Annotated in this window: 5 protein-coding genes; 4 read left to right on the top strand and 1 reads right to left on the bottom strand. The window is 58.2% G+C overall.

Translation table 11 applies throughout. The features are described 5' to 3' along the window. Positions 1 to 3 precede the first annotated feature (3 nt). Positions 4 to 13,824 carry a PKD domain-containing protein gene (locus NMA52_RS01055; RefSeq protein ID WP_254825775.1) on the bottom strand — a complete coding sequence of 4,607 codons (13,821 nt, stop codon included), beginning with the start codon at positions 13,822 to 13,824 and terminating at the stop codon, positions 4 to 6. Between the two features lie 1,411 nt (positions 13,825 to 15,235). On the opposite strand from NMA52_RS01055, the gene NMA52_RS01050 reads away from it, so the two are divergent. From NMA52_RS01050 to NMA52_RS01035, 4 genes are read left to right on the top strand one after another with little or no spacing between them, the layout of a single operon-like run. After that, positions 15,236 to 16,015, top strand: a complete 780-nt coding sequence (locus NMA52_RS01050; RefSeq protein WP_254825774.1) for a polysaccharide biosynthesis/export family protein — start codon at positions 15,236 to 15,238, stop codon at positions 16,013 to 16,015. A gap of 27 nt (positions 16,016 to 16,042) precedes the next feature. Continuing rightward, a complete protein-coding gene (locus tag NMA52_RS01045; protein ID WP_254825773.1) occupies positions 16,043 to 18,400 on the top strand; it encodes a polysaccharide biosynthesis tyrosine autokinase in 2,358 nt (785 codons plus the stop codon). A 57-nt stretch (positions 18,401 to 18,457) separates the two neighbouring features. After that, positions 18,458 to 19,774: a lipopolysaccharide biosynthesis protein gene (locus NMA52_RS01040; protein WP_254825772.1), complete on the top strand. Its 1,317-nt coding sequence runs from the start codon at positions 18,458 to 18,460 to the stop codon at positions 19,772 to 19,774. A gap of 42 nt (positions 19,775 to 19,816) precedes the next feature. Next, a complete protein-coding gene (locus NMA52_RS01035) occupies positions 19,817 to 20,737 on the top strand; it encodes a hypothetical protein (RefSeq protein WP_254825771.1) in 921 nt (306 codons plus the stop codon). The last annotated feature ends 6 nt before the right edge of the window (positions 20,738 to 20,743 follow it).

Genomic DNA, 20,743 nt, shown 5'->3' with positions numbered 1-20,743 from the left:
CGACTAGCGCAGTTTGACAAACTTGCGGACCAGTTGACGATTACCCTCGATTACCCGCAGACTGTAGGTGCCGGTGGGCAGTTCGGAGACGTTGAGTTTATCCTGGAGGATAAAGTCTTCCTTCTCGTACTGGTAATCGCGGATCACGCGTCCGTTGATGTCCATGATCATCACGTCTACCCGTCCGGCATGGTCGCTTTCGAGCACGAAGTTCAGGCTTTCGGCGGTCGGGTTGGGGAAGAGGTCGATACCGTATTCCACGACCGGCAGCTGTTCACCGCCCAGGGTGTAGGGCAGCGGGTCGCTCTGGCGGCCACTCTCCGGCGGGGTGCCGGTGAAGTTGGCCTCACAGTTTACGCCCTTACCACCGAAGTCGGCGGGTAGTGACTTGAACTGTGACAGCAGCACCTTGTCGAGCAGGCTGTACGATTCGCGGTTAGCGATGGTCAGGGTATGTTCTCCGGCGGCCAGATCGAAGGAAACGTCGGTACCGTTGTCGTTGACTTTGACCCACTGGAAATCTTCCGTCAGCAGTTCGGTTCCTCCGATATACTTATAGAAGTTGATCCAGGGAGAGTCATCAATCTTGACCCAGAACGAGTTGCTGGAATTTCTCCAACCGTTCATCCGGAAGAAAAGGTGGTAGCGTCCATCGGCTTCGACATCCACCGTGGTGGAAATCTGGGATCCGGGGGAGGCAGCCGTCGGTGCGGTGAAGCGGCTTTGTCCCGTAGAGCCGATGTAGGCACCATTGGATACCGCTGAGTGGGAAGCGGTCTGCCATCCCGAGCTCAGGACCATACACTCTGCTTCCAGCCAGTAGTTGCCGTCATTCACGGGAGCCTCCTCGCAGGCGTCTCCCGTACCGTCACCATCGGTGTCGAGCTGATCCGGATTGGCGACAGCGGGGCAGTTATCGGTATAATCCGTCACGTAACCTTCGGGTTGTTCGCAGGCGAACACGTACACATCGGGGTCTCCGAATCCATCCGCATCGGCATCGGCGAAGAACACGCGCTTGAAGGTGACCGCAGGATCCAGGGGATCACAGTCTACGGAATCCTCGGCACCGTCATTGTCATCGTCGGTATCGCACACATCTCCCATTCCGTCACCATCGGTGTCCGTCAGATCGGGTGAGTTAACGTCGGGGCAATTATCCAGGGCGTTCAGTACGTACCCCTCCGGCGCCTCACAGCTCCGTACGGAGACGTTAGGATCACCGAAGCCATCTCCGTCGGCATCCGCGTAGTACACCGGAAGTTGCTGATCGGGGTTCGCGACCGTGGGACAGTTATCGTCGGCATCGAATACTCCATCTCCGTCGGTGTCCGTCTCGTCCTGGAAGGCCGTCACGGAAACGGAGTCGGTGGCCACATTGCCGTTGTTATCCGTCACCGTCAGCGTAACCCAGTAGGTACCGACTTCGAAGGTAGCCTGGGGAGCAATTCCACTGGCTGATCCGCCGGTCCAGGACCAGGCGTAATCCGTAATCTCACCATCCGGATCGCTGGAACCGCTACCGTCAAGCTGAACGTTCAGCGGCGCAATGCCGGAGGTGGGCGTAGCCGAAGCCACGGCTACCGGGGGCTCACTGCCGGCCTCCAGTACGGTCACGGTCACCGAGTCCTGAGCCGTGCCTCCACGGTTATCGGTTACGGTTAGGGTGACTTGGTAGACGGCAGCGCCGGTAAGTACGATTTGCGGCGATACACCGGTGGTAGAACCTCCATTCCATGACCAGTCGTAGCTGACGATCTCGCCATCCGTATCGGAAGACTGCGCGCCACTGAGCTGTACCGTAAGTGGTGTAGATCCGGTGGAGGGGGTAGCCTCGGCAACGGCCGTCGGCAGCTCGTTCACGGATTCTACGACGGTGACCGATAGTTCATCGGTATCCGTAGCACCCTCGTTGTCGGTTACCGTCAACGTGATGTTGTACACATCGGGGTTTTCAAATACGACGGTGGGCTTGACCCCCTGGGTGGAACCACCGTTCCAGGTCCAGCTGTAGGTAGTGATCGTGCCGTCGTTATCGGTGGAGGCGGATCCATCGAGCGTCACGCTGAGCGGCGCGAAACCGCTCGTAACACTTGATTTACCCCGTGCTACCGGTGGCTGATTGGGATTGTCCCCCGTACAGTTGCCGGCGAGTTCACCGAAACCGGTCGGTTTGATATTCTCCATGTTCAGGTGCACCTTATCCAGGTAGGCACCATTTTCCCGGAAGGCGAAGTCAAGAGTGTTCGTTCCCGCCAGTAGCGTGAACGCACTGCTGGTTACTTTACTCCAACCGAAGGCATTGTACTGAGCGAAGCCGTTCCACTGCTTCCACTCGCCTTCGTTCACCCGTACCCAGAAGGAGTCGTCGCCACCATTGATCGCGAAGACGCGGGCAAAGAGGTGGAAGGCTCCGGCTTCGGCGTTCTCTACGACGAAGCGTACGCGGGTAGCGGCCAGGTCGGCGGGCGGAACGGACTTAGAGTCCGGACCGAGGTACACTACGTATTCACCTCTGGACGCATCCGTATGGGAGCGCGTGACCCAGTCGTTGCCGACGAAGGCACATTCGGCCTCCAGGGTGAATTCGGTGAAGCCGAGCACGTTGTCGTCACAGCTGTCGCCAAGTCCGTCGCCGTCGGTATCCGTCTGATCGGGGTTGGCTACGGAAGGACAGTTGTCCGTGTTGTTGAGAACGTAGTTAACCGGCTGCTCACAGACGACGAGGCTATCGTTCGGGTCGCCGAAGCCATCCTGGTCGGTATCCGCGTAGTAGGTGACGCTTTGTCCGACACTCGGGTCGAAAGGATCACAGTCCACCGAATTCTCGACGTCGTCGTTATCGTTGTCGGAATCGCATTCGTCGCCTATTCCGTCGCCGTCACTATCGGTCAGGTTCGTCGAGGCGAAGGTGGGGCAATTGTCGTCGGCGTTGGTCACGTATCCACTCGGGGCGGTACATGCCTGTACGGAATCGTTGGGATCACCGAAGCCGTCTCCGTCCGTATCCGCGTAGAAGACCGACAGCGACTGATCCGGATTCGCTACGGTAGGACAGTTATCGTCGGCATCGGCAATGCCGTCACCATCGGTATCCGCGCCTTCGGCGAACGCCTGAATGGCGATTACATCGGTATCCGTAGCCCCTTCGTTGTCGGTGACGGTCAGGGTAACGGAGTAGTTACCGGTCGTGAAGGTTTGGGACACGACCACTCCCGTGGCGGATCCGCTTCCCCAGTTCCAGTTATAGGATACGATACTTCCGTCTTCATCGCTGGAGCCGCTACCGATCAAGTCGACCCGCAGAGGAGCCGCCCCGCTGGCGGGGCGAGCGGCGGCGACGGCTACGGGAGCAACGTTGGCGGCTCGTTCCACCGTGACCGTTACGCGGTCCGTGGCGGTAGCCCCTTTATCGTCCGTTACCGTCAGGATGATGTTGTAGGTTCCCTGCGTAGACAGCGTGATGGAGGGGTTCACTCCGGAAGCCGAGCCTCCATCCCACGCCCAGGCGTAGCTCACAATGCTACCGTCGGCATCGGTGGAGCCACTACCGTCGAGTTGCACATTGAGAGGGGCCGGTCCGCTCAGGGGTGTTGCCACGGCGGAGGCAACAGGTCGACGGTTGTCGTCCGTAGCTCCTCCACAGTTGATGGCGGGTTCACCCTTATCGGTGGGTAACGCACTATCGTAATCGATGTGGATCTTATCCAGCTTACCGCCGTTCTCGCGGAAGGCAATATCGATGGTGTTGTAGCCCTGTTGCAGACTGAAGGGACTGTTCACCAGTTCGCTCCAGTTGAACTTACCATCGGCTACGATGCCGTTGGTCCACTGGATCCAGTTGTTGTTATTGATCCGAATCCAGTAGGAATCGTCTCCGGTCGTTGCCGCCAGTACCCGTCCGAAGATGTGGTACCGACCGGCGCGCACTTTGTCAAGCGCGAAGCGGACGCGGTTGGTCGGGATGTCTTCCGGAGCCGCGTTTTTCGACTCTACCGTATTGCTGACTACGTAGCTACCGCCGGAGGCGGTGGTGTCGGATTCGATGCTCCACGTTCCACCGACCTGAGCACATTCGGCTTCCAGCCAGAATACGTTCACTCCGGCAATGGAAGAATCACAGGCATCACCGATGCCGTCGTTGTCGGCGTCGGCCTGCGTTGGGTTGGGAACGGATGGGCAGTTATCCACTTTATTCAGGACGTAACCCGCCGGCTGATTACAGGCCGTAATGAAAGTGTTCGGGTCACCGAAGCCGTCACGGTCGAAATCTGCGTAGTAGGTGGTACCCGTACTACGGGTGCTGTCCAGCGGGAAGCAGTCTTGACCGTCAACCACGCCGTCGTTATCGTCGTCCGTATCGCATACGTTTCCGATACCGTCGCCGTCCGTGTCCGTAAGGTCAGTGGAGGTCCGGTCGGGACAGTTGTCCAACTTATTGGTCACGTAGTTAGCGGGAAGTACGCATCCTTTGATGGTATTGTTGGGATCACCGTATCCGTCACCGTCAAAGTCGGCGTAGTAGGTGTCCTGGCTCTGATCGGGGTTAGCGACGGTCGGACAGTTGTCTTCCACGTCCCGAATGCCGTCACCGTCGCTATCGGCTTGGTTGGCATTTACGGTGATGTTGACGACGTCCGTGTCCTGTGCTCCGTCCTCATCCTCTACCGTCAGGGTAACGGCGTAGTTGCCATCGGCGAAGGTGGCGGTAGGATTGACACCGACGGCCGATCCGCCGTTCCAGTTCCACTTATAGCTGATGATGACACCATCGGCATCGGTAGACTGGTCTGCGTTCAGTTCTACGGTGAGGGGACCGAAACCGCTGGTTGGCGTAGCTTCCGCAACGGCCACCGGAGCCTGATTAGGATTGAAACCACAGTTAATGGCCTGCTCGCCGATACCCGTGGGCTTGATGCCGTCGAGGTTTACGTGAAGCTTATCCAGTTGAATACCGTCCTCACGGTAGGCGAAATCAATGTTGGTCGTTCCGTCCGGCAGCTCCAGGGGGCTACCGACCAGTTCGTTCCAGGCAAAGTTTGGTCCCTGTTCGATGCCGCTGGCCCAGCGGACCCAGTCGCCATTGTTGACGCGGAACCAGACGGAGTCATCCCCACCGTCCTTTGCCAGCAGGCGAAGGAAGATGTAGTAGGTGCCGGGTTGTACGCTGTTCAGCGTGAAGCGGACCCGGTTGGCGGGAACGTCCGCAGGCGGTTCGTTGAAGGAGTTTCCGCTCGGGAACGTAACGTACTTGCCGTTCGAGGCACCGCTGCTGCTGCCCTCGACCCAGCCGGATCCGACCGTGGCACATTCGGCCTCCAGCCAGAAGATGTGCTTTCCGACGACCGAAGCATCACAAGCGTTGCCGATGCCGTCGTTGTCGCTGTCCATTTGGTCGGCATTGGCGACCGATGGGCAGTTATCGGTATTGTTGAGTACGTATCCCTCGGGCGCCGTACAGTCGGTGATGCTGACGTCGGGGTCACCGAAGCCATCACCGTCCGCGTCGGCGTAGTAGGTATTGAATCTACCCACGCGTTCGTTGAGGGGGTTACAGTCCTGATCGTCCGGTACGCCGTCACCATCGTCGTCGTCATCGCACTCGTCGCCAATGCCGTCACCGTCCGTGTCCGTAGTGTCGGTGGAGGATAAGCCCGGGCAATTGTCGTCGGCATTGGAAACGTACCCGAGGGGAGCTTCACAATTCTCAACGAATACCGCCGGGTCACCCAGACCGTCGTTATCGAAGTCCGCGTAGAAGGTCGGGAGCACCTGATTCGGGTTGGCAAACAGCGGGCAGATGTCCTCGCTGTTGATGATGCCGTCTCCGTCCGTGTCCTCGTTACCGTTCAGTACCCGCAGTACTTCGACGGCCGTTCCCGTGGTGTTTTCATCGTCGGTTACCGTGAGGGTAACGTTGTAAGTTCCCTCGTTGAAGGTGACGCGGGGGTTGGGTCCACTGGCGGTACCCGTTCCCCAATCCCACTCGTAGCTCGCAATCGAACCGTCGTTGTCCCGTGATTCACGGGCGTCCAGGTTCACGGCGAGCGGTGCCGAGCCGTAGGGGGGCTGGAGGTTAATGATCGCGATGGGTACCTCATTGACTGAGGCACAGTTAATCGCCTCCTCACCGAAGCCGGTCGGGATCTTACCGTCCAGGGATAAGTAGAGTTTATCGAGTAGCGCTCCGTCCTCCCGGAAGGCAATATCGATGGTCACCGTTCCGTCGGGCAGGGTGAAGGGGTTCTTACCCACTTCGGTCCAACCCCATACGCCGTGGGTGAATCCTTCCCACCAACGGAACCATTCGCCTCCATTAACCCGCACCCAGAAAGAGTCGTCGGCGGGGCTGGGGGCAAAGGCGCGACCGAACAGGCGGTAGGTACCGGCCTGTACGTTCTTGATCGTGAAACGCACCTGGTTTTCGGCAAGATCGGCCGGGGGGGCCGCCGTCGAGGTGCCGTTCTCGAATACGATGTACGAACCGTTCGAAGCACTGTCGCTGCGCATACTGATCCACTTGGATCCTACGTCGCCACACTCGGCTTCGAGCCAGAAGATGCTGGAGCCACTGGCCGAGCCGTCACACACATCACCGATGCCGTCACCGTCCGTATCGATCTGGTTCGGGTTGGCGCTGTCAGGACAGTTGTCGGTGTTGTTAGCCACGTAGTTTGCGGGCGGCAGCGCACAAGTAGCGAAACCGTTATTGGGATCACCGAAGCCGTCGCCGTCAAAATCCGCATAGTACCAGGTAGCTACCCCGACGCGCGAGTTGAAGGGTTCACAGTCGTCTATGTCGAGTACTCCGTCATTATCGTCGTCCGGATCACAACCATCTCCGATGCCGTCACCATCGGCGTCGGCGAGCGTCGTCGAGTTTACGGTGGGGCAGTTGTCGGAGCCGTTGGTGACATAACCCGGGGGAGCCACACAGGCCTGGACGGCCTGATTCGGATCGCCGAAACCATCCCGATCGATGTCGGCATAGTAAGTGACGGGATTCGTCAGGCTCACCGTCAGTCGGGCATCGTCGAAGTCACAGCCGTTAGCACCCCCCGCGGTGTACACGTAAACACCGGCGGGAGAAGTGGAAGGATTGAATTCGTCGGATACCACCGCGCCCTGGTACGTCCATGTACCACCCGCCTGGGGGTTACCCCCGAGGGCAGCCAGTCGGCTGTAGAGGCTGAAGGACTCCCCATTGCGGCAGGCGGAGATGGCTCCGTCAAGACCGGCGCTGGCGGGATCGTAATTCTCGTTCAACGTGACCGATACCGAAGCCTGGCATCCGCCGGCACTGGTAGCGACGGCCCGGTAGGTGCCCGGAGTCGTGACCACCAGCGTTTTGGCGGTACTTACCTGTTGGTTGTTGCTATTGAACCACTGGATGGCGGCTGACTCATCATCGGAGATCGCCGTCAGTTCGATGGAACTTACCGAGCAGCTGAAGGTCGTGTAGGGAGTACTGATCTGAAGATTGGACGGGGTTAATCCCGTACGTACTTCCACCTTGCTGCTCAACGGGCAGTTAGGAGCAGTCGTCTTCAGGGTGTACGTACCGGCCACGCTCACCAGCGGGTTCTGCGCGGTGGACGTGAACCCGTTGGGGCCGGTCCACCGGTACTCGCCGGCCGACACGCTACCGTTGAGGCGCACGCTGCCGGTAGTACAGTCGAGCACTTTTTCCTGACCGTCGGCATTGGCATTGACGGTACAGTTGATGGTCGTATTCCGCACGGTAATGGTGAACGTGGAAGACACCTCGATCCGGTTATTATCCGTGGCCGTCACCTTTACCTGAACACTCTGGTTGGCCTGGTCTACGCCGGCTACAATCAGGAAGGTTCCGGTCAGGGTATCGAAGGAGATCCAGGAGGGTAATGCCTGTCCGCTGGTTAGGGTAGCAGAGTAGGTAAGCCGGTTACCGGCATATCCTTTGTTAAAGGAGCCCGTGACATCATAGGTACGCTCTTCCAGTACGTCAACCGTAACGTTGGCGATAGCGGCGGCGGTAGGCAGCTGCTGCGGCCGTACGTTCATGATGTACAGGACGTTGTCCTGCCAGTCGCAGTTGCCCTGTCCGGCACCACATCCGTTTCCGATGTTGTCCTGCAGAATGATGTACTCATTCGGGATGATGCGGCCTTCCGCGTCAATGGCCTTATAGAATTTGATGCCATTGATCTTATCCGCGAATTCCCCCTTAAGGTTGCCACCGCGGGAACTGTAGCCGTTCACCGTGACGGAGAAGGGCACCTCGATGCGCTCCGTACGGTCACCGGCAATGGTCGGGCGGGTGTTCGTCAACCAGGGCAGCAGCGCCTGGAACCAGGAGGTACCGTGGTCGAACTGCATGGTGTTGGGTATATTATTGTTGGGGTCTCGCAGGGTAGTCGTGTTCGCGCCCCGGGAGTGCAGGGCCGCCAACTGAACGATGCGTACCTCCTGGGTGGGATCGGCCTGTACGAAGAATTCCGAGAGGATCAGATCACCTTCCTTACCCGCATCCACGTCGGCGGCGGAGGGAATGTCCGAACTGGGTCGGATGATGTACTCGCCGTTTTCGTCCTTACCCATCTGGGTTCCGAAGCCGAAGACTTCGAACACCTGCTGGGTCGTGATCTCATTACTTCCTTCCGGGGTCTTCATCCACGCGCCGCGGAAGGTTGCCGAAACGTCGGCACCATTATCGGCATTGGAGTTGATGACCAGGTATTCGGTAATCAGCGTGCGGTAGGGAGCTCCTTCGTGCACGAAACGAATCTCGGCATCGACGAAGGCCCCCGGCTCGATGACCAGACCATCCTTAGGGACGAGGTCGCCCAGGATGATGAAGTTGCTTTCGTCCGTGGTGGTGAGTTTCGTGATGACCAGCGGGCTGGAACCGTCGTTGTGGATCCGCATGGTATTTTCCAGGCGGGTAATGGTTGTGTCGCCCTGGAAGTTGGTCGGCCGTTCGATCTTGTTGAAAGTGTAGAAATCGTCGGCCGGCAGGCCCCGCTTCGTATTCAACAGGACTTCCATGTTCTGCAGCCGCAGTACGGCTCCCGTCTTGGGGATCAGGGTAAACGACCGCGTGGAGCGGCCGACGTTACCGAGGTCATCCACGACCGTTGCCGTCAGCACGTTGCTCTGGGCCGGTACGCCGTTCGCAATGGTCACCTTGAACGGACCCTCGTACTTCGTCTGGCTTCCGCCGTTGAGGGTGTAGTAAATATCGTCCAAGCCGCCGCTACCCGATTTGTCGGTGGCGGACAGGCTGACCGTTACTTCGCCGTAGTACTCTCCCGCTTGGTTCCGGTTGCCCCGGATGTTGACGGCGATTTCCGGCGCGAAGGCGCTGCTATCCACGGGAACGATATCAAGGTAGATGATCTTAGAGTTGCCGTTGTCCGGCGCGCCCACATCATCGATGGTCAGTTTTCCGTCGCTGACCCGAATCGTGTCTATTCCAACCTGAAACTTACTGTCGTTCGAGGGAATGAAATCGTTGATTACGGTTTCGCCCTCGGCGCGGATGGTGTGACGGCTGTTCGTGTTCACCATATCGCCCGCCGCCAGTTCGATCTTGTACAGACCGTTGGGCAGCGCAATCTCCCAATCGTGGGGATTGTTCTGACCAAACATGTCCAGATGGTTGAAGGAGCGGATCAGCTTGTCCTGATCGGAGCTTGAATTGGTGATGCCCCGCTCGTCGCCACGGGCCGCCGCGGTATTGTCCAGGGGCGCCTTGGTAGCGGGATTAATCCACCCGTACACCATACCCCCGCCCCGCGGACCGTAAGCGGCACCAACGTCGGCCAGGTAGCCGGCGGGCGGATTGAAGGAGTTATCCTGGAAGTTGATCTTAATGGTACCGTCCTGGACTTTCTCGTTCACGGTGGCGGTAACGGTCAGCGTGGCGGATTCGAACCCGGCGGCCGTAGCCGTTACGGTACCGGTGTAAATGCCTACGTCTAACTTGGTGGCATCGACGGCAACGTCGATTTGCTCGCCGTACGTAAAGCTGCTCGGAAGCACGATCCAGGGCTGGTCGGCCGTGAGGGTCACCGCGTCGTCGGCGATGTTGGTATTGGCGATCAGGTCCGTGGTATACTGACCGGACACCTTACCCACTACAACGCCTACGTTGAGGGTGCTGGGCTCGAATACGAGCGCGGGATCGGGAGCAACGTAGGGCTTGGCATTCGTGAGCACGAATACGTAGTCCTGGTAGTCCCCATTCTCCGCGTCTTCGAAACCGACGAGAATACTATTGGGTACCAAAGCCCCCTGACGATCGCGGACCGGATAAACACGGGCGCGGTGAGCCACCGTTCCGCTATTGATATCGTCCTGGGTGTAACTGTAACGACCGAAGGAGTTGGAGTAGATGTACAGACCGAAGGCACCCACGCTGGGGTTGAAACTGGTCGATCCGGACTGCTGGGGTGGGTAGAGCGTCTGTGCTTCGGGCAGTCCGTCGGCCAGTACGCCCACTTGATTGTGCTTAATGTCCTCACCGATGCGGGTGTACCAACCGTAGGGAAGGGTTTCCGCCGGCGAGTAGCGGGCAACGGCTACGATGCCTACCGGTCCGGGACCGGCGGCTTCAAACAGCGGTTCGTTGATCTCTTCTCCCTGGAGAGCGGGGTCGGTGCTTCCCTTGAGGGTCGTCCAACCCACATTGATCTTAATGCCGAGTGTATTCACTACGTCCTGTAGCGGGGGCTCAAGGGTCCCTTCGTAGCCGATCGTCTTCAGACCGTGCAGACCGAGGGTGAAGCTTCCTCCCTGCGTATTGGTGGTGAACACCAGTTTGCCTTCCTGGTAACCCAGGTTCTGGGAATTGCGCTGCGGCTTATACGTCACGGTGTAATCCTGCGAGGACGCGGGAGCAAGCACTACGGAGGTGGGGCCGGTGAAGGAGAAGTTGTTAGCGTAGGTCGTCGTGCCGATCCGGACACCCGTGATCTCCAAAGGAGCGTTGCCGGAGTTAGTGATCGTCACCGTCTTGGTTTCCTGCTGGGGGGCTGGAGTACGTTCGGAAGCCTCGAACAGCAGTTCGTTAGGAGATGCCGTGATGAGGGGGGCCAGTACCAGTTGGGCGGGCTCCACATTCTTGACGAGTACCACGATATCCTGGTAGTCAAATCCACTCGTATGCTCTTCGAAGGCTACGATGTAGGTGTTGTCCACGTTCGGCACCTCGTACACCCGCACGTGGTGGGGAATGGCCTGATCGAAAGTGTTCTGGGCGTCTTCGGAATAGATGTAGCGATTACCGAAGAAGGGCCAGCGGCTATAGAAGCCGAACACTTTTTCTCCCGGATTGAAGGAGGTAACCCCGTTTATCTCGGGTGCGAGCGTTTGTCCGTTCCCGCTGATCTTGTTCTCTACCGTGAAGAGTTCGGCGGCCGAGGTGCTGATGCCGCTTTCGTACCAGCCGAAGCCCACGATGGGGTTATTCGCTTCCGGTCCGTAAACGCTGAGTACTTCCATGGTCACGGGGGCATCTACCGCCCGCTTGAAGTACTGAATGCGGAGTTCGTCTCCGATCAGGTCGTTGTAGGTCTTTCCCGACGGCAGGTCGATCATGTTCGTGCCCGGGTCCCGATCGTTGACGTCGATCGCGTAACCGTAGGTATCGAAGATCTGCTGAAGTGAGGGCTCGTTGTTGCCTCCCTTACCTTTCTTACCCAGGCCGCGCAGTTCGATCTCGGCGGAAACGGCCGTATTCTCCCCCGAAACCTTCAGGGTAGCTATTTTCGACCCCGGCGTGGTGGGGTTAAAACTGATGAGGAAGGTCGCCGTACGGTTGGGGTCCAGGGAGGTAGGCAGGGTAGACAGATTAGCCGTAAACTGATCGCCGTTCTCGCCGGATATAGTTACCGTCGGACGCAACAGGGCGGCGTTGCCCGTATTCGTGATGAACACCGTAATATCTTCTCCCGGTACGCCATCGGCAACATCGTCCGTGATGACCGAAATCGGGTTCAACTGGATGGCGGGTTCCGGAGAGGAGTTCTCGCTTGGCTTGACCAGGACGATCGACTGTCGCCCGAAATCCGACACGTACAGGTTACCCGTGACCTGGTCTTCGGTCAGGTCCAGCGGATCCTGGAATCCGGTCAGGCCCGGAATGCCGATCTTGCTCGTAAGGATGTCTCCGTTAGGGCCGTTGGGCACCAGCGCGATGATGTCGCTGCCACCGCTGTAGCGACACACCAGCAGTGCTCCCTGCAGGTTACCGCCTTCCGCCGTACTGCGGTATTCGATGACGCCGTTGGGCGACTTATTGTACTCAAAGTTGAAGGCGATGCCCCGGTAGTTGGGGTCGGGAGATACTGAATTGGGGTAGCCTGATACGTCTACCGGTCCACGGTTAAGCACGAACTCGCCACGAAGCGGGTTGGCGTGGCCGAAGTAACCGAGTGATTTGGTGGGATCCACGCGAAAGAGAAAATCCCGCTGCGTATTGTTATTGAAGGTGGCCGGGACAACCGGAAATTTGGAATTCGAGTGCCGGTAGATCTCCCCGTTGGGGCGCCGGGTGCCGTCGACGGAGGCGGGCGTATTGCTTCCCCCGGCCGTACCGTTGGTGGGAATGTAGAGTTGTCCGTTGGAGTGCCAGGTCAGGTCGTACGCGTTACGAATACCGGTAGCGTAGAGGGTCAGGGGTGCCTCGGTGTAGTAAGGGTTGTAAGTACCGTCGTCGGGAAACTGTTGTCCGTTCTCTTCGTACGTTCCCGTACCGCTCCCCAGCGTGGGGGAGTTGACGTCGGCGGCGTTGATGGCGGCCTGGTCCATCGTTGTTTTGGCGTTGAGGGGCCACTTATTGGCGGGAAGCTTGTCCAGGTCCAGGCGGAGCGTAGCTCCCGACAGCAGTCGTTCCTGGCGGAAGCCCCACGACTTATCCGGAGCACCGCCGGCGGTGTTACTGCCGACGTTGAAGTACATGACGTTGGGCTCTCCCGGGCGGAAGGTCAGTCCGTTTACCAGGTGGTCGCGGCGGGAGCGGGGCAGGTTGGTTACGATGAGATTTTCCGTCGCCAGATCGGGACCGGAGAGGCGGCTGATTTTGCCGTCCCAGGCCGGACCGTTAGTCAGAACCCCCGTCGAATGACTGACAAATGCCACGAGATTGGTGGAAGTGGCATTGGGCGAAAATACCAAGCCGATGGCGGCACGTTCCCCGTACTTATTTTCAATGACGGGAATGGTTTGTTTCCCGGTCAGCGTACCGTCCAGCTCGATATTCCAACGGTCGATCGTGCCGGATATCCGGAGTGCGTATAGCTTACGGTCGGGTCCAATGGTGAGCGAGGTGTAGAATTCGCCCGTAGCCACGTTGCCCGCCTGACGGAAGGAGACGTTGTCCAGAGCGGAGCCGGTGCCGCCATTATCCGCCGCGGTGGTGAAAACCGCGGTGTAGACTTCAAACACCGCTCCGGTAAGGTCCTTGACCCCGTCGATCACGAAGCGGTAGGAAGTATTGGCTTCCAGAGGAATGGAAGGGGTCAGGTTGATGGCATCGCCCCCGCCCGTACCGTTGGCCGTAGAGGGGATCTCCACTCCGGTCGCGGCATTGAAGAGTTTGACCGTGCGGTTGCTGATGGTGTTATTGTCCACGCCGAAAATGCCGTCCTTCCCGTTGGGCAGGTACAGCTCATTGGCCGAGATGGAAGTCGTTAGGGATACACCGGATGCTCCGTTGGCGGGAATACTCGCCGTTACCCGGGGCGCTTCGACGAGCAAACCACTCCAGGGGTAGGGTAGATTGTCCGTTGCGGTGGCGGGACCCGCCCACAGCCCCGCGGTGCAGAGCAGGCAAAAAAGCATCAAGGGTCCTTTGGCTAAAAATTGTAGTGTGTCTTTCATTAGTGTCGTTTTCCGTGTTCGGCCCCTAGGCGGGTGGTGGCTGACCTAGCCGAACAACGCTGATAGTCTATTAAACGTGGAAAAATCACCTGCCGGCAGCGGTATACCGCAACCACAGATAATTGAGGCGGGGGGTGTGCGTCGCTGGGTGCCTTTTCGGAGTTCTCTAATTGTGGGCTCTAAGGGCTGGTGTCGCGACAGTTTTCAATCGGTTTTCTGTGATCTCAAGAATGGCTTAAAAAAAGTCATGCCGGGGCTAGGAAAATGCAATACCCATACGTACGAAAAAACGGAAGGTGAGGATCGTGGTACGGGTTTCTGTAAAAAGCTTTACACGCTCGTTTGTTCTTATAAAGGTAGCGAACTCCGGAAGGCGGCGCAAGGTAAGCAGGAATGAGACCCTAGGGAAGAAGCGTGTAGCAAATGCACGTAAGCCGACAAACGAAGCCCCCTCTGTGATCAAGAATAACAAAAAGCACTTCGACGATCGAATCCGGCGGCAAACCCCGGCAGATAGGGTTTCCGCTTGGTCGCTTTGGCGACAGCACTACGGGCTGCGGGTGTCTGCTCCGGGACTGAATTCCGGCTTGTTAACGATAACTTAAAGATTTGTTGACACGAGTTATCGGGGTGACCGCTGGCGATAGCCCCCGTGGTATCTGGCTCCCGCGTCCCCGCCCCACGCTTCCTTCCCCGACCACTGGCACCCTCCGGGATTTGTAATAAGTTGTTGGTTCCCCTATGTTTGTGGTCTGAAATTTGGGGTCACCCACTCACCACCCTACTCTCTTACCGCTCCGTGGCGGTTAGCATCGACACTTGAACATACACAATCGCATGTCCCTCCCACAGTTCCTTGGTGGTGCCAAACAATTATTGGTGACTACACCGTGCGGACGTACCACGACCGGCGCGTTGGACGTTGTGAATCCGTCCGGGGTACCATCGGGTCGCGCGAGCGGTCCGGGGGGTACGGAATCGGCGCATCGGGTATTATGTCCGGGCGTCGACCAATTTGCTCCGGCGGGATGGTTAGAATAAGCGGAACATCGATTATGACTGATCAACTCAAATTGCTTCCTAAATCTTCATGATCCGTTAAACAAATTCCGCACCACCGTTCCCCAAATGACCCGGTCGGTAGTGCCAGTCGATCCAATTTAACGAATTAATCCTTCGGTGGCCCCAGTCACCGCCTACTGTATTGCGTACTACGATCGCCTTCATCCTTCCCGGAATTGTGTTGCCCCGACACATAGAGGCCGGAGGCGTGAAAGCTATATCTTGTTCCGCTATCCGGTTGGTGGGCGGCGTAGCCGTTTCCCGGTTATCTACCGACACCAATCAGAGAACTAACCCATAAATTTAACGAATGCGGCTTTTTACCCTTCTGCTGGCCCTGGTGACGATCACCACTTCCGGCTGCGTGTCCTATAAAGAACTCGTCAATTTTGATTCCGTCCGGGTGCCCCAGGGAAAAACGGAGGACATCGAAAACGCCCTGGAGTTGCGCATTCAACCGCGTGACCTACTGCGCATCGAGGTGGAGAGCGTCGACCCCGCCGCCGCGGCCCCCTTCAACGAAGCCGGCAACATCGGCGGTCTCGGCCAGGTAAGTAACCAGAACCTGCAGCTGTTTCAGGGGCAACTCGTGGATCAGGACGGGTTCATCGACCTGCCGTTGCTGGGACGGATCGAGGTAGCGGGCATGACCGTGGAATCTTTGCAACAACTCATCCGGGGGAAACTGAAAACTTACATTATCGACCCGGTCGTGAGCGTGCGTTACCTTAACTTCAAGGTGACGGTGCTTGGAGAAGTAGGCCTGCCGGGGGTGGTGCCCCTTCCCAACTCCCGCGTCACGATCCTGGAGGCTATCGGTATGGCGGGTGATCTGACCGACTACGCCAATCGTTCCTCGGTGCTCATCGTGCGGGAGCAAGACGGCGAGCGGAGCTACAAACGGCTGAACCTCCAATCCGATGAGGTCTTTGCTTCCGAATATTACTACCTCAAGCAGAACGATGTTATCTACGTAGAACCCATCAAAGCCCGTACGGCGACGGTTTCCGATCCCGGACAACGTTTGCTATCTTATCTGTCCCCCGTTTTGTCCATTGCCGGCATCGTCATTGCTCTGGTTACGCGCTAGAACCGCCGCCCCGCTGAACTTACCACTATGAAAAATTTTTCCGAGGATTTCGCGCCCCAGATGCGCGGCAGCGTGCCGAACAACGGAGGTTTTGCTCCGGAGATTCGGATGAACTACGCCGCGCTCATGAGCCGAATGCTGCGCAACTGGTACTGGTTCGTGCTCGTCATCGGCCTCTGTGTCGGTCTGGCCTGGCTGAACCTGCGGTACACCACGCCGGTGTACATGGCCCAGATGTCCATGCTGATCCAGGAGCAATCCGGAGGTCAGAGCGGACTGTCCAAAGAGGTAATCGCCCAGGAGCTCGGTTTCGAAAACACCTACGTGATCGACAATGAGGTGTACATGCTGCGCTCGAAATACCTCATGGAGCGGGTCGTGAATCTGCTGGGCCTGCACACCAGTTACGTGCACCAGGGATCGGTACGCAACACGGAAATCTACCAGCCGGAATCCTTCACCCTGGTGCTGGCCGACACGGCAACCAGCACGGCACCCGCCGAGCTTGTGGAGTACGGCAGCGTCATGGTGCGCTTCGACGACGAGCAGAACTTCTCCCTCATCCGCAGCGAAGGAGATACGGCCACCGTACCCTACACCCAGGCCTTCGCGATCGGCAGTCGTGACTTCCGGCTCGTCCCCACCCCCGACCTCCCCCCGACCGACCACCGGTCGATCTACGAGATCAGCGTTATGAATCCCGCCGACGTAGCCGCCAGCTATACGAAAGCACTGAGCGTGAGTCAGGTGGAACGCTCCGGCGTGGTAAATCTCGCGCTCTCGGATCCCATTCCCGAAAAGGCTCGCGACATTCTGAACGCGCTGGTGGCCGTCTACGAACAACAGATCGTGGAACAACAGAGCCAGACCGGCGGACAGACCCTAAGCTTTATCGAGGAACGGCTGGAATACGTGACCGAGGAACTGTACGAAGTGGAATCGGACGTGGCCAGCTTCAAACGCGGGGCGAACCTCAGCGTGGATATTCAGACCCAGGGGGCCAATTACCTGGCCCAACTGAATGAGGCCGATGCCCAACTGGCCGAGCTACAGGTGCGGCAGGAACTCATCGAAGAGATCCGTAGCACCCTTACTTCCTCGGACAATACCTTCGAAGCCCTGCCCGTAGCTTCGGAAATCATTTCGGGGGTACTGACCGACCTCATCGTACAGTACAACCAGCTCATTTTCGACCGCGACAACACCATGGAGGGCTATACGCCGCAGCACCCGCTCATGGCTACCTACAACGAAAAGCTCAACAACATCCGGGAGAGCATCCTGCGGAGCATCAACTCCGTACTGCGGGAAACCAACGAGCGGATCGCCCGTATCCAGGACCGCATCCGGCCGCTCGAGAACCAGATGACCCGCATCCCCGGTAACGAACAAAAACTGCTGCAGATCATGCGGCAGCAGGAGATCAAACAGAACCTGTTCATGTACCTGCTGGAACGTCGGGAAGAAGCCGCCCTCACCGTTGCCGCTCAGGTGCCTAACACGCGAATCATCGACCGGGCCAGCAGCAGCCCCTATCCCATTTCCCCGAACAAGCCAATGATTTACCTACTGGCCATTGGCGTAGGGCTCATTTTACCTGCGGGTACCATGTTCCTGCGGGAACTCCTGGGCACCACGATTAACACGGAGGATGAGGTGACGAATTACCTCCCCTACCCCATCGTCGGGCGGATCGTAAAGAGCCCCGAACACGGTACGCTGGTGGTCAATAAGAGTACGCGCAGCGGTATTGCCGAAGGTTTCCGTCTGCTGCGGACCAACCTGGGCTTCCTACTTCCCGGCGAACAGTCGTCGGTAGTGATGATCACGTCCAGCGTAAGTGGAGAGGGCAAAAGCTTCATCTCCTCCAATCTCGCCGCCGCCCTGGCGCTGACCAAAAAGCGGGTCGTCGTCATCGGCCTCGACATGCGGAAGCCGAAACTGGCCGAAATGGTGATGGAAAAGGAGGCCGACCGGAAAACCAACGGTCTGTCCAACTACCTCATCGGTAAGTCGCCGTACGAGGAGATCATTAAGCCTACGACTCAGGACCGGCTGTTCATCATCCCCAGCGGCCCCCTTCCGCCGAATCCCGCCGAACTGCTGATGGAGCACCGGATGGCCGAGCTCCTCGAGCGCCTGCGGGGGGAATTCGACGTCATCATTCTGGATGCCCCGCCGGTCGGTATCGTGACGGACGGGCTTCTCATGAAGGAGTACGTCAACGTAACGCTGTTCGTGACGCGACTGAGCGTAACGCCCAAGAAAAGCATGCCCTACATTAACGAGATGGTAGAGGCGGGCAAGTTGCCACGCTTCAATATGATCGTGAACGGGATCAATCCGAAGGCCGCTTACGGCTACGGCTACGGTTATTACCAGTAATAGCCGACGCCATCGGCTACTTCCCCTGCTTTTCCCGTCCCCAGAATAGTTTGGCCCTTGTCCATGTTTAACCGCCTGTTCGCACGCGCGCCCCAGTTGATCAAGTGGGGTAAGTTGATCAGCGTTACCGGTGGGGCCCAGATCCTGATCCAGGGGGTGGGCTTCGTAGTCGGCATCTACATCATCCGGATGCTATCGCAATCCGAGTACGCTTACTATACGCTGGCCAACACGATGCTGGGGACCATGACGGTACTGGCGGATGGCGGCATCTCTACAGGCGTCATGGCCGAAGGAGGCAAGCAGTGGCAGAACCGTAAGGAACTGGGTGAGATCCTCGCTACGGGGATGCACATGCGCAGACAGTTTGCCATCGGCAGCCTGATCGTGTCCATTCCCATCCTGTTCTATTTGCTGCTCGATCAGGGAATGTTGTGGTGGGAATCGTCCTTACTCATTCTCTGCCTTATCCCCGCCTTTATGGCGGCCCTATCCGGATCGCTGCTGCAGATCGTCCCCAAGCTGCACCAGAACATCAACGAGCTGCTGAAGATCAACGTGCAGATCAACGTGATCCGCCTGATTCTTACCCTGCCCGTACTGCTTTTCTTTCCCTTCGCCGCCCTGGCCATCCTGGCTTCCGGCTTCGGGCAGGTGGTCGGCAACGTTCAGTTACGCAAACTGTCGATCCGCAAGGCCGACTGGAAGACCGCGGCCAGCCCCGCTTACCGGCGCAGGATTATGGCTAAGGTGAAAAAGATCCTGCCGGGCAGCATCTACTACTGCATATCGGGGCAGATCACCGTGTGGTTGGTCGCCTTCTTCAGCGACACGAAGAGCATTGCCGAGATCGGAGCCCTTTCGCGCTTGATGATGCTGCTGATGCTGGTGCGCCTGTCGGTCGATATGCTGATCGTTCCCCGCTATGCGCGATTGCCGGCCGTTAAGCAGCAGGTAATCGTCCGGTTCTTTCAGGTACTCGGTCTGCTCCTGGTCCTCTCGGCAGCGATCGTCGGGGGCGTTGCCCTGTTCCCCGATCTGTTCCTTTACATTCTGGGCGACGCTTACATGGACCTCGATTACGAACTGGTACTGATGACGCTGAGCAGCTGCCTGGGGCTCATCACCGGGGTTGCCTATATGATGTCCTCGTCCCGTGGCATCATCCCCAATCCTTACCTATTCATTGCCGTGAACATTTTGGGTCAGGTGGCCGTCCTTTACTTTTTCGTCGACTACACGACCCTTGCCGGCGTCATTATGTTTTCCGTTTACTCCGGCCTAATTACCCTGGGGTACCGCATTGCAGATTTTCTTTACCAGACGCTGTTGAAGATGCAGTGGTCCGACCAATCCGTTCATTTAAACCCTTAGAAGGCCCCGCCGCTCACCCGGTCCTTTCGCGTTATGAAGATAATGACCACACTTGCGGAGCGAGAATACTTTCTCGGCCTCGCCGCGCTCCTGAATTCGATGGTTCGTCACGGAACCTACGTCGACAAAGTCATCGTAGGCTACCGGGAAGCCCTCCCCTCCTGGTTGCCCCCCCTGCACCCGTCTAAGAACGGTCAGGCCTTCACCCTGCCCAGCGGCCTGGAGGTAGAGCTCGTGGAACTGAACGGGAGCCTGCACATGGTCCACGAGAAGCCGAAGTGGTTCTTGCACCTAACGGAAGTGCTGGCCCCCGAAGCCACGGAATATTACTTTTTTGATTCAGACATCGTGATCAACTCCCGTATGGACTTCTACGGGGAGTGGGTGCGGGAGGGAGTGGCCATCTGCGGCGACGTCAACTTCGTCTTCCACCGGCGGCATCCCATCCGTAAGAAGTGGGCCGCCTTCGCCCGGGCACAGGGGCGGGAAATAACGAACGAGCTGGACGACTACTACAACAGCGGTTTCCTGGGCTGGACCCACGAAACCAAGCAGTTCATTCACGACTGGAACGACGCCTTCGCCATGCTCGCTCCGCACAGCGGAAATATGAATGAATTTCGGGTATTCGACCGCACGGCCGTCGTGCTCAGCACGAACCAGGATTCCTTTAACCTGGCCGCCATGATCACCGCCCAACCGATCGCTCCGATCGGCCCGGAAGCCATGGGCTTCATCTACGGTATGCGGCTGATGCACCACCCCATCGGTCCTAAACCCTGGACCCGACGCTTCGTGCCGGAATTTTTCAACGGGAAGCCCCCCCGGGAGTCGGATCTTATCTTCTGGGAGAACGTCAACGGCAGTGAACTACGGCCCCTCCCCGACGGTAAGGTGAAGAGTAAGCAACAGCTGCTCCGGGCCCTCCGCTTCCTGGGCCGTTTCTATAAAAGTCTCGCTTAACCCGAT

This window comes from Lewinella sp. JB7 (assembly GCF_024297185.1).
Taxonomy (GTDB): domain Bacteria; phylum Bacteroidota; class Bacteroidia; order Chitinophagales; family Saprospiraceae; genus Neolewinella.
The sequence above is the reverse complement of the archived record's forward strand: the minus strand, read 5'-3'. Positions and strand labels throughout refer to the sequence as shown.

Bases quoted from the DNA above. Each gene is read 5' to 3' on its own strand.
- NMA52_RS01050 (WP_254825774.1), top strand. From the start codon at position 15,236: ATGCGGCTTTTTACCCTTCTGCTGGCCCTGGTGACGATCACCACTTCC.
- NMA52_RS01045 (WP_254825773.1), top strand. From the start codon at position 16,043: ATGAAAAATTTTTCCGAGGATTTCGCGCCCCAGATGCGCGGCAGCGTG.
- NMA52_RS01035 (WP_254825771.1), top strand. From the start codon at position 19,817: ATGACCACACTTGCGGAGCGAGAATACTTTCTCGGCCTCGCCGCGCTC.
- NMA52_RS01055 (WP_254825775.1), bottom strand. From the start codon at position 13,824: ATGCTTTTTTGCCTGCTCTGCACCGCGGGGCTGTGGGCGGGTCCCGCC.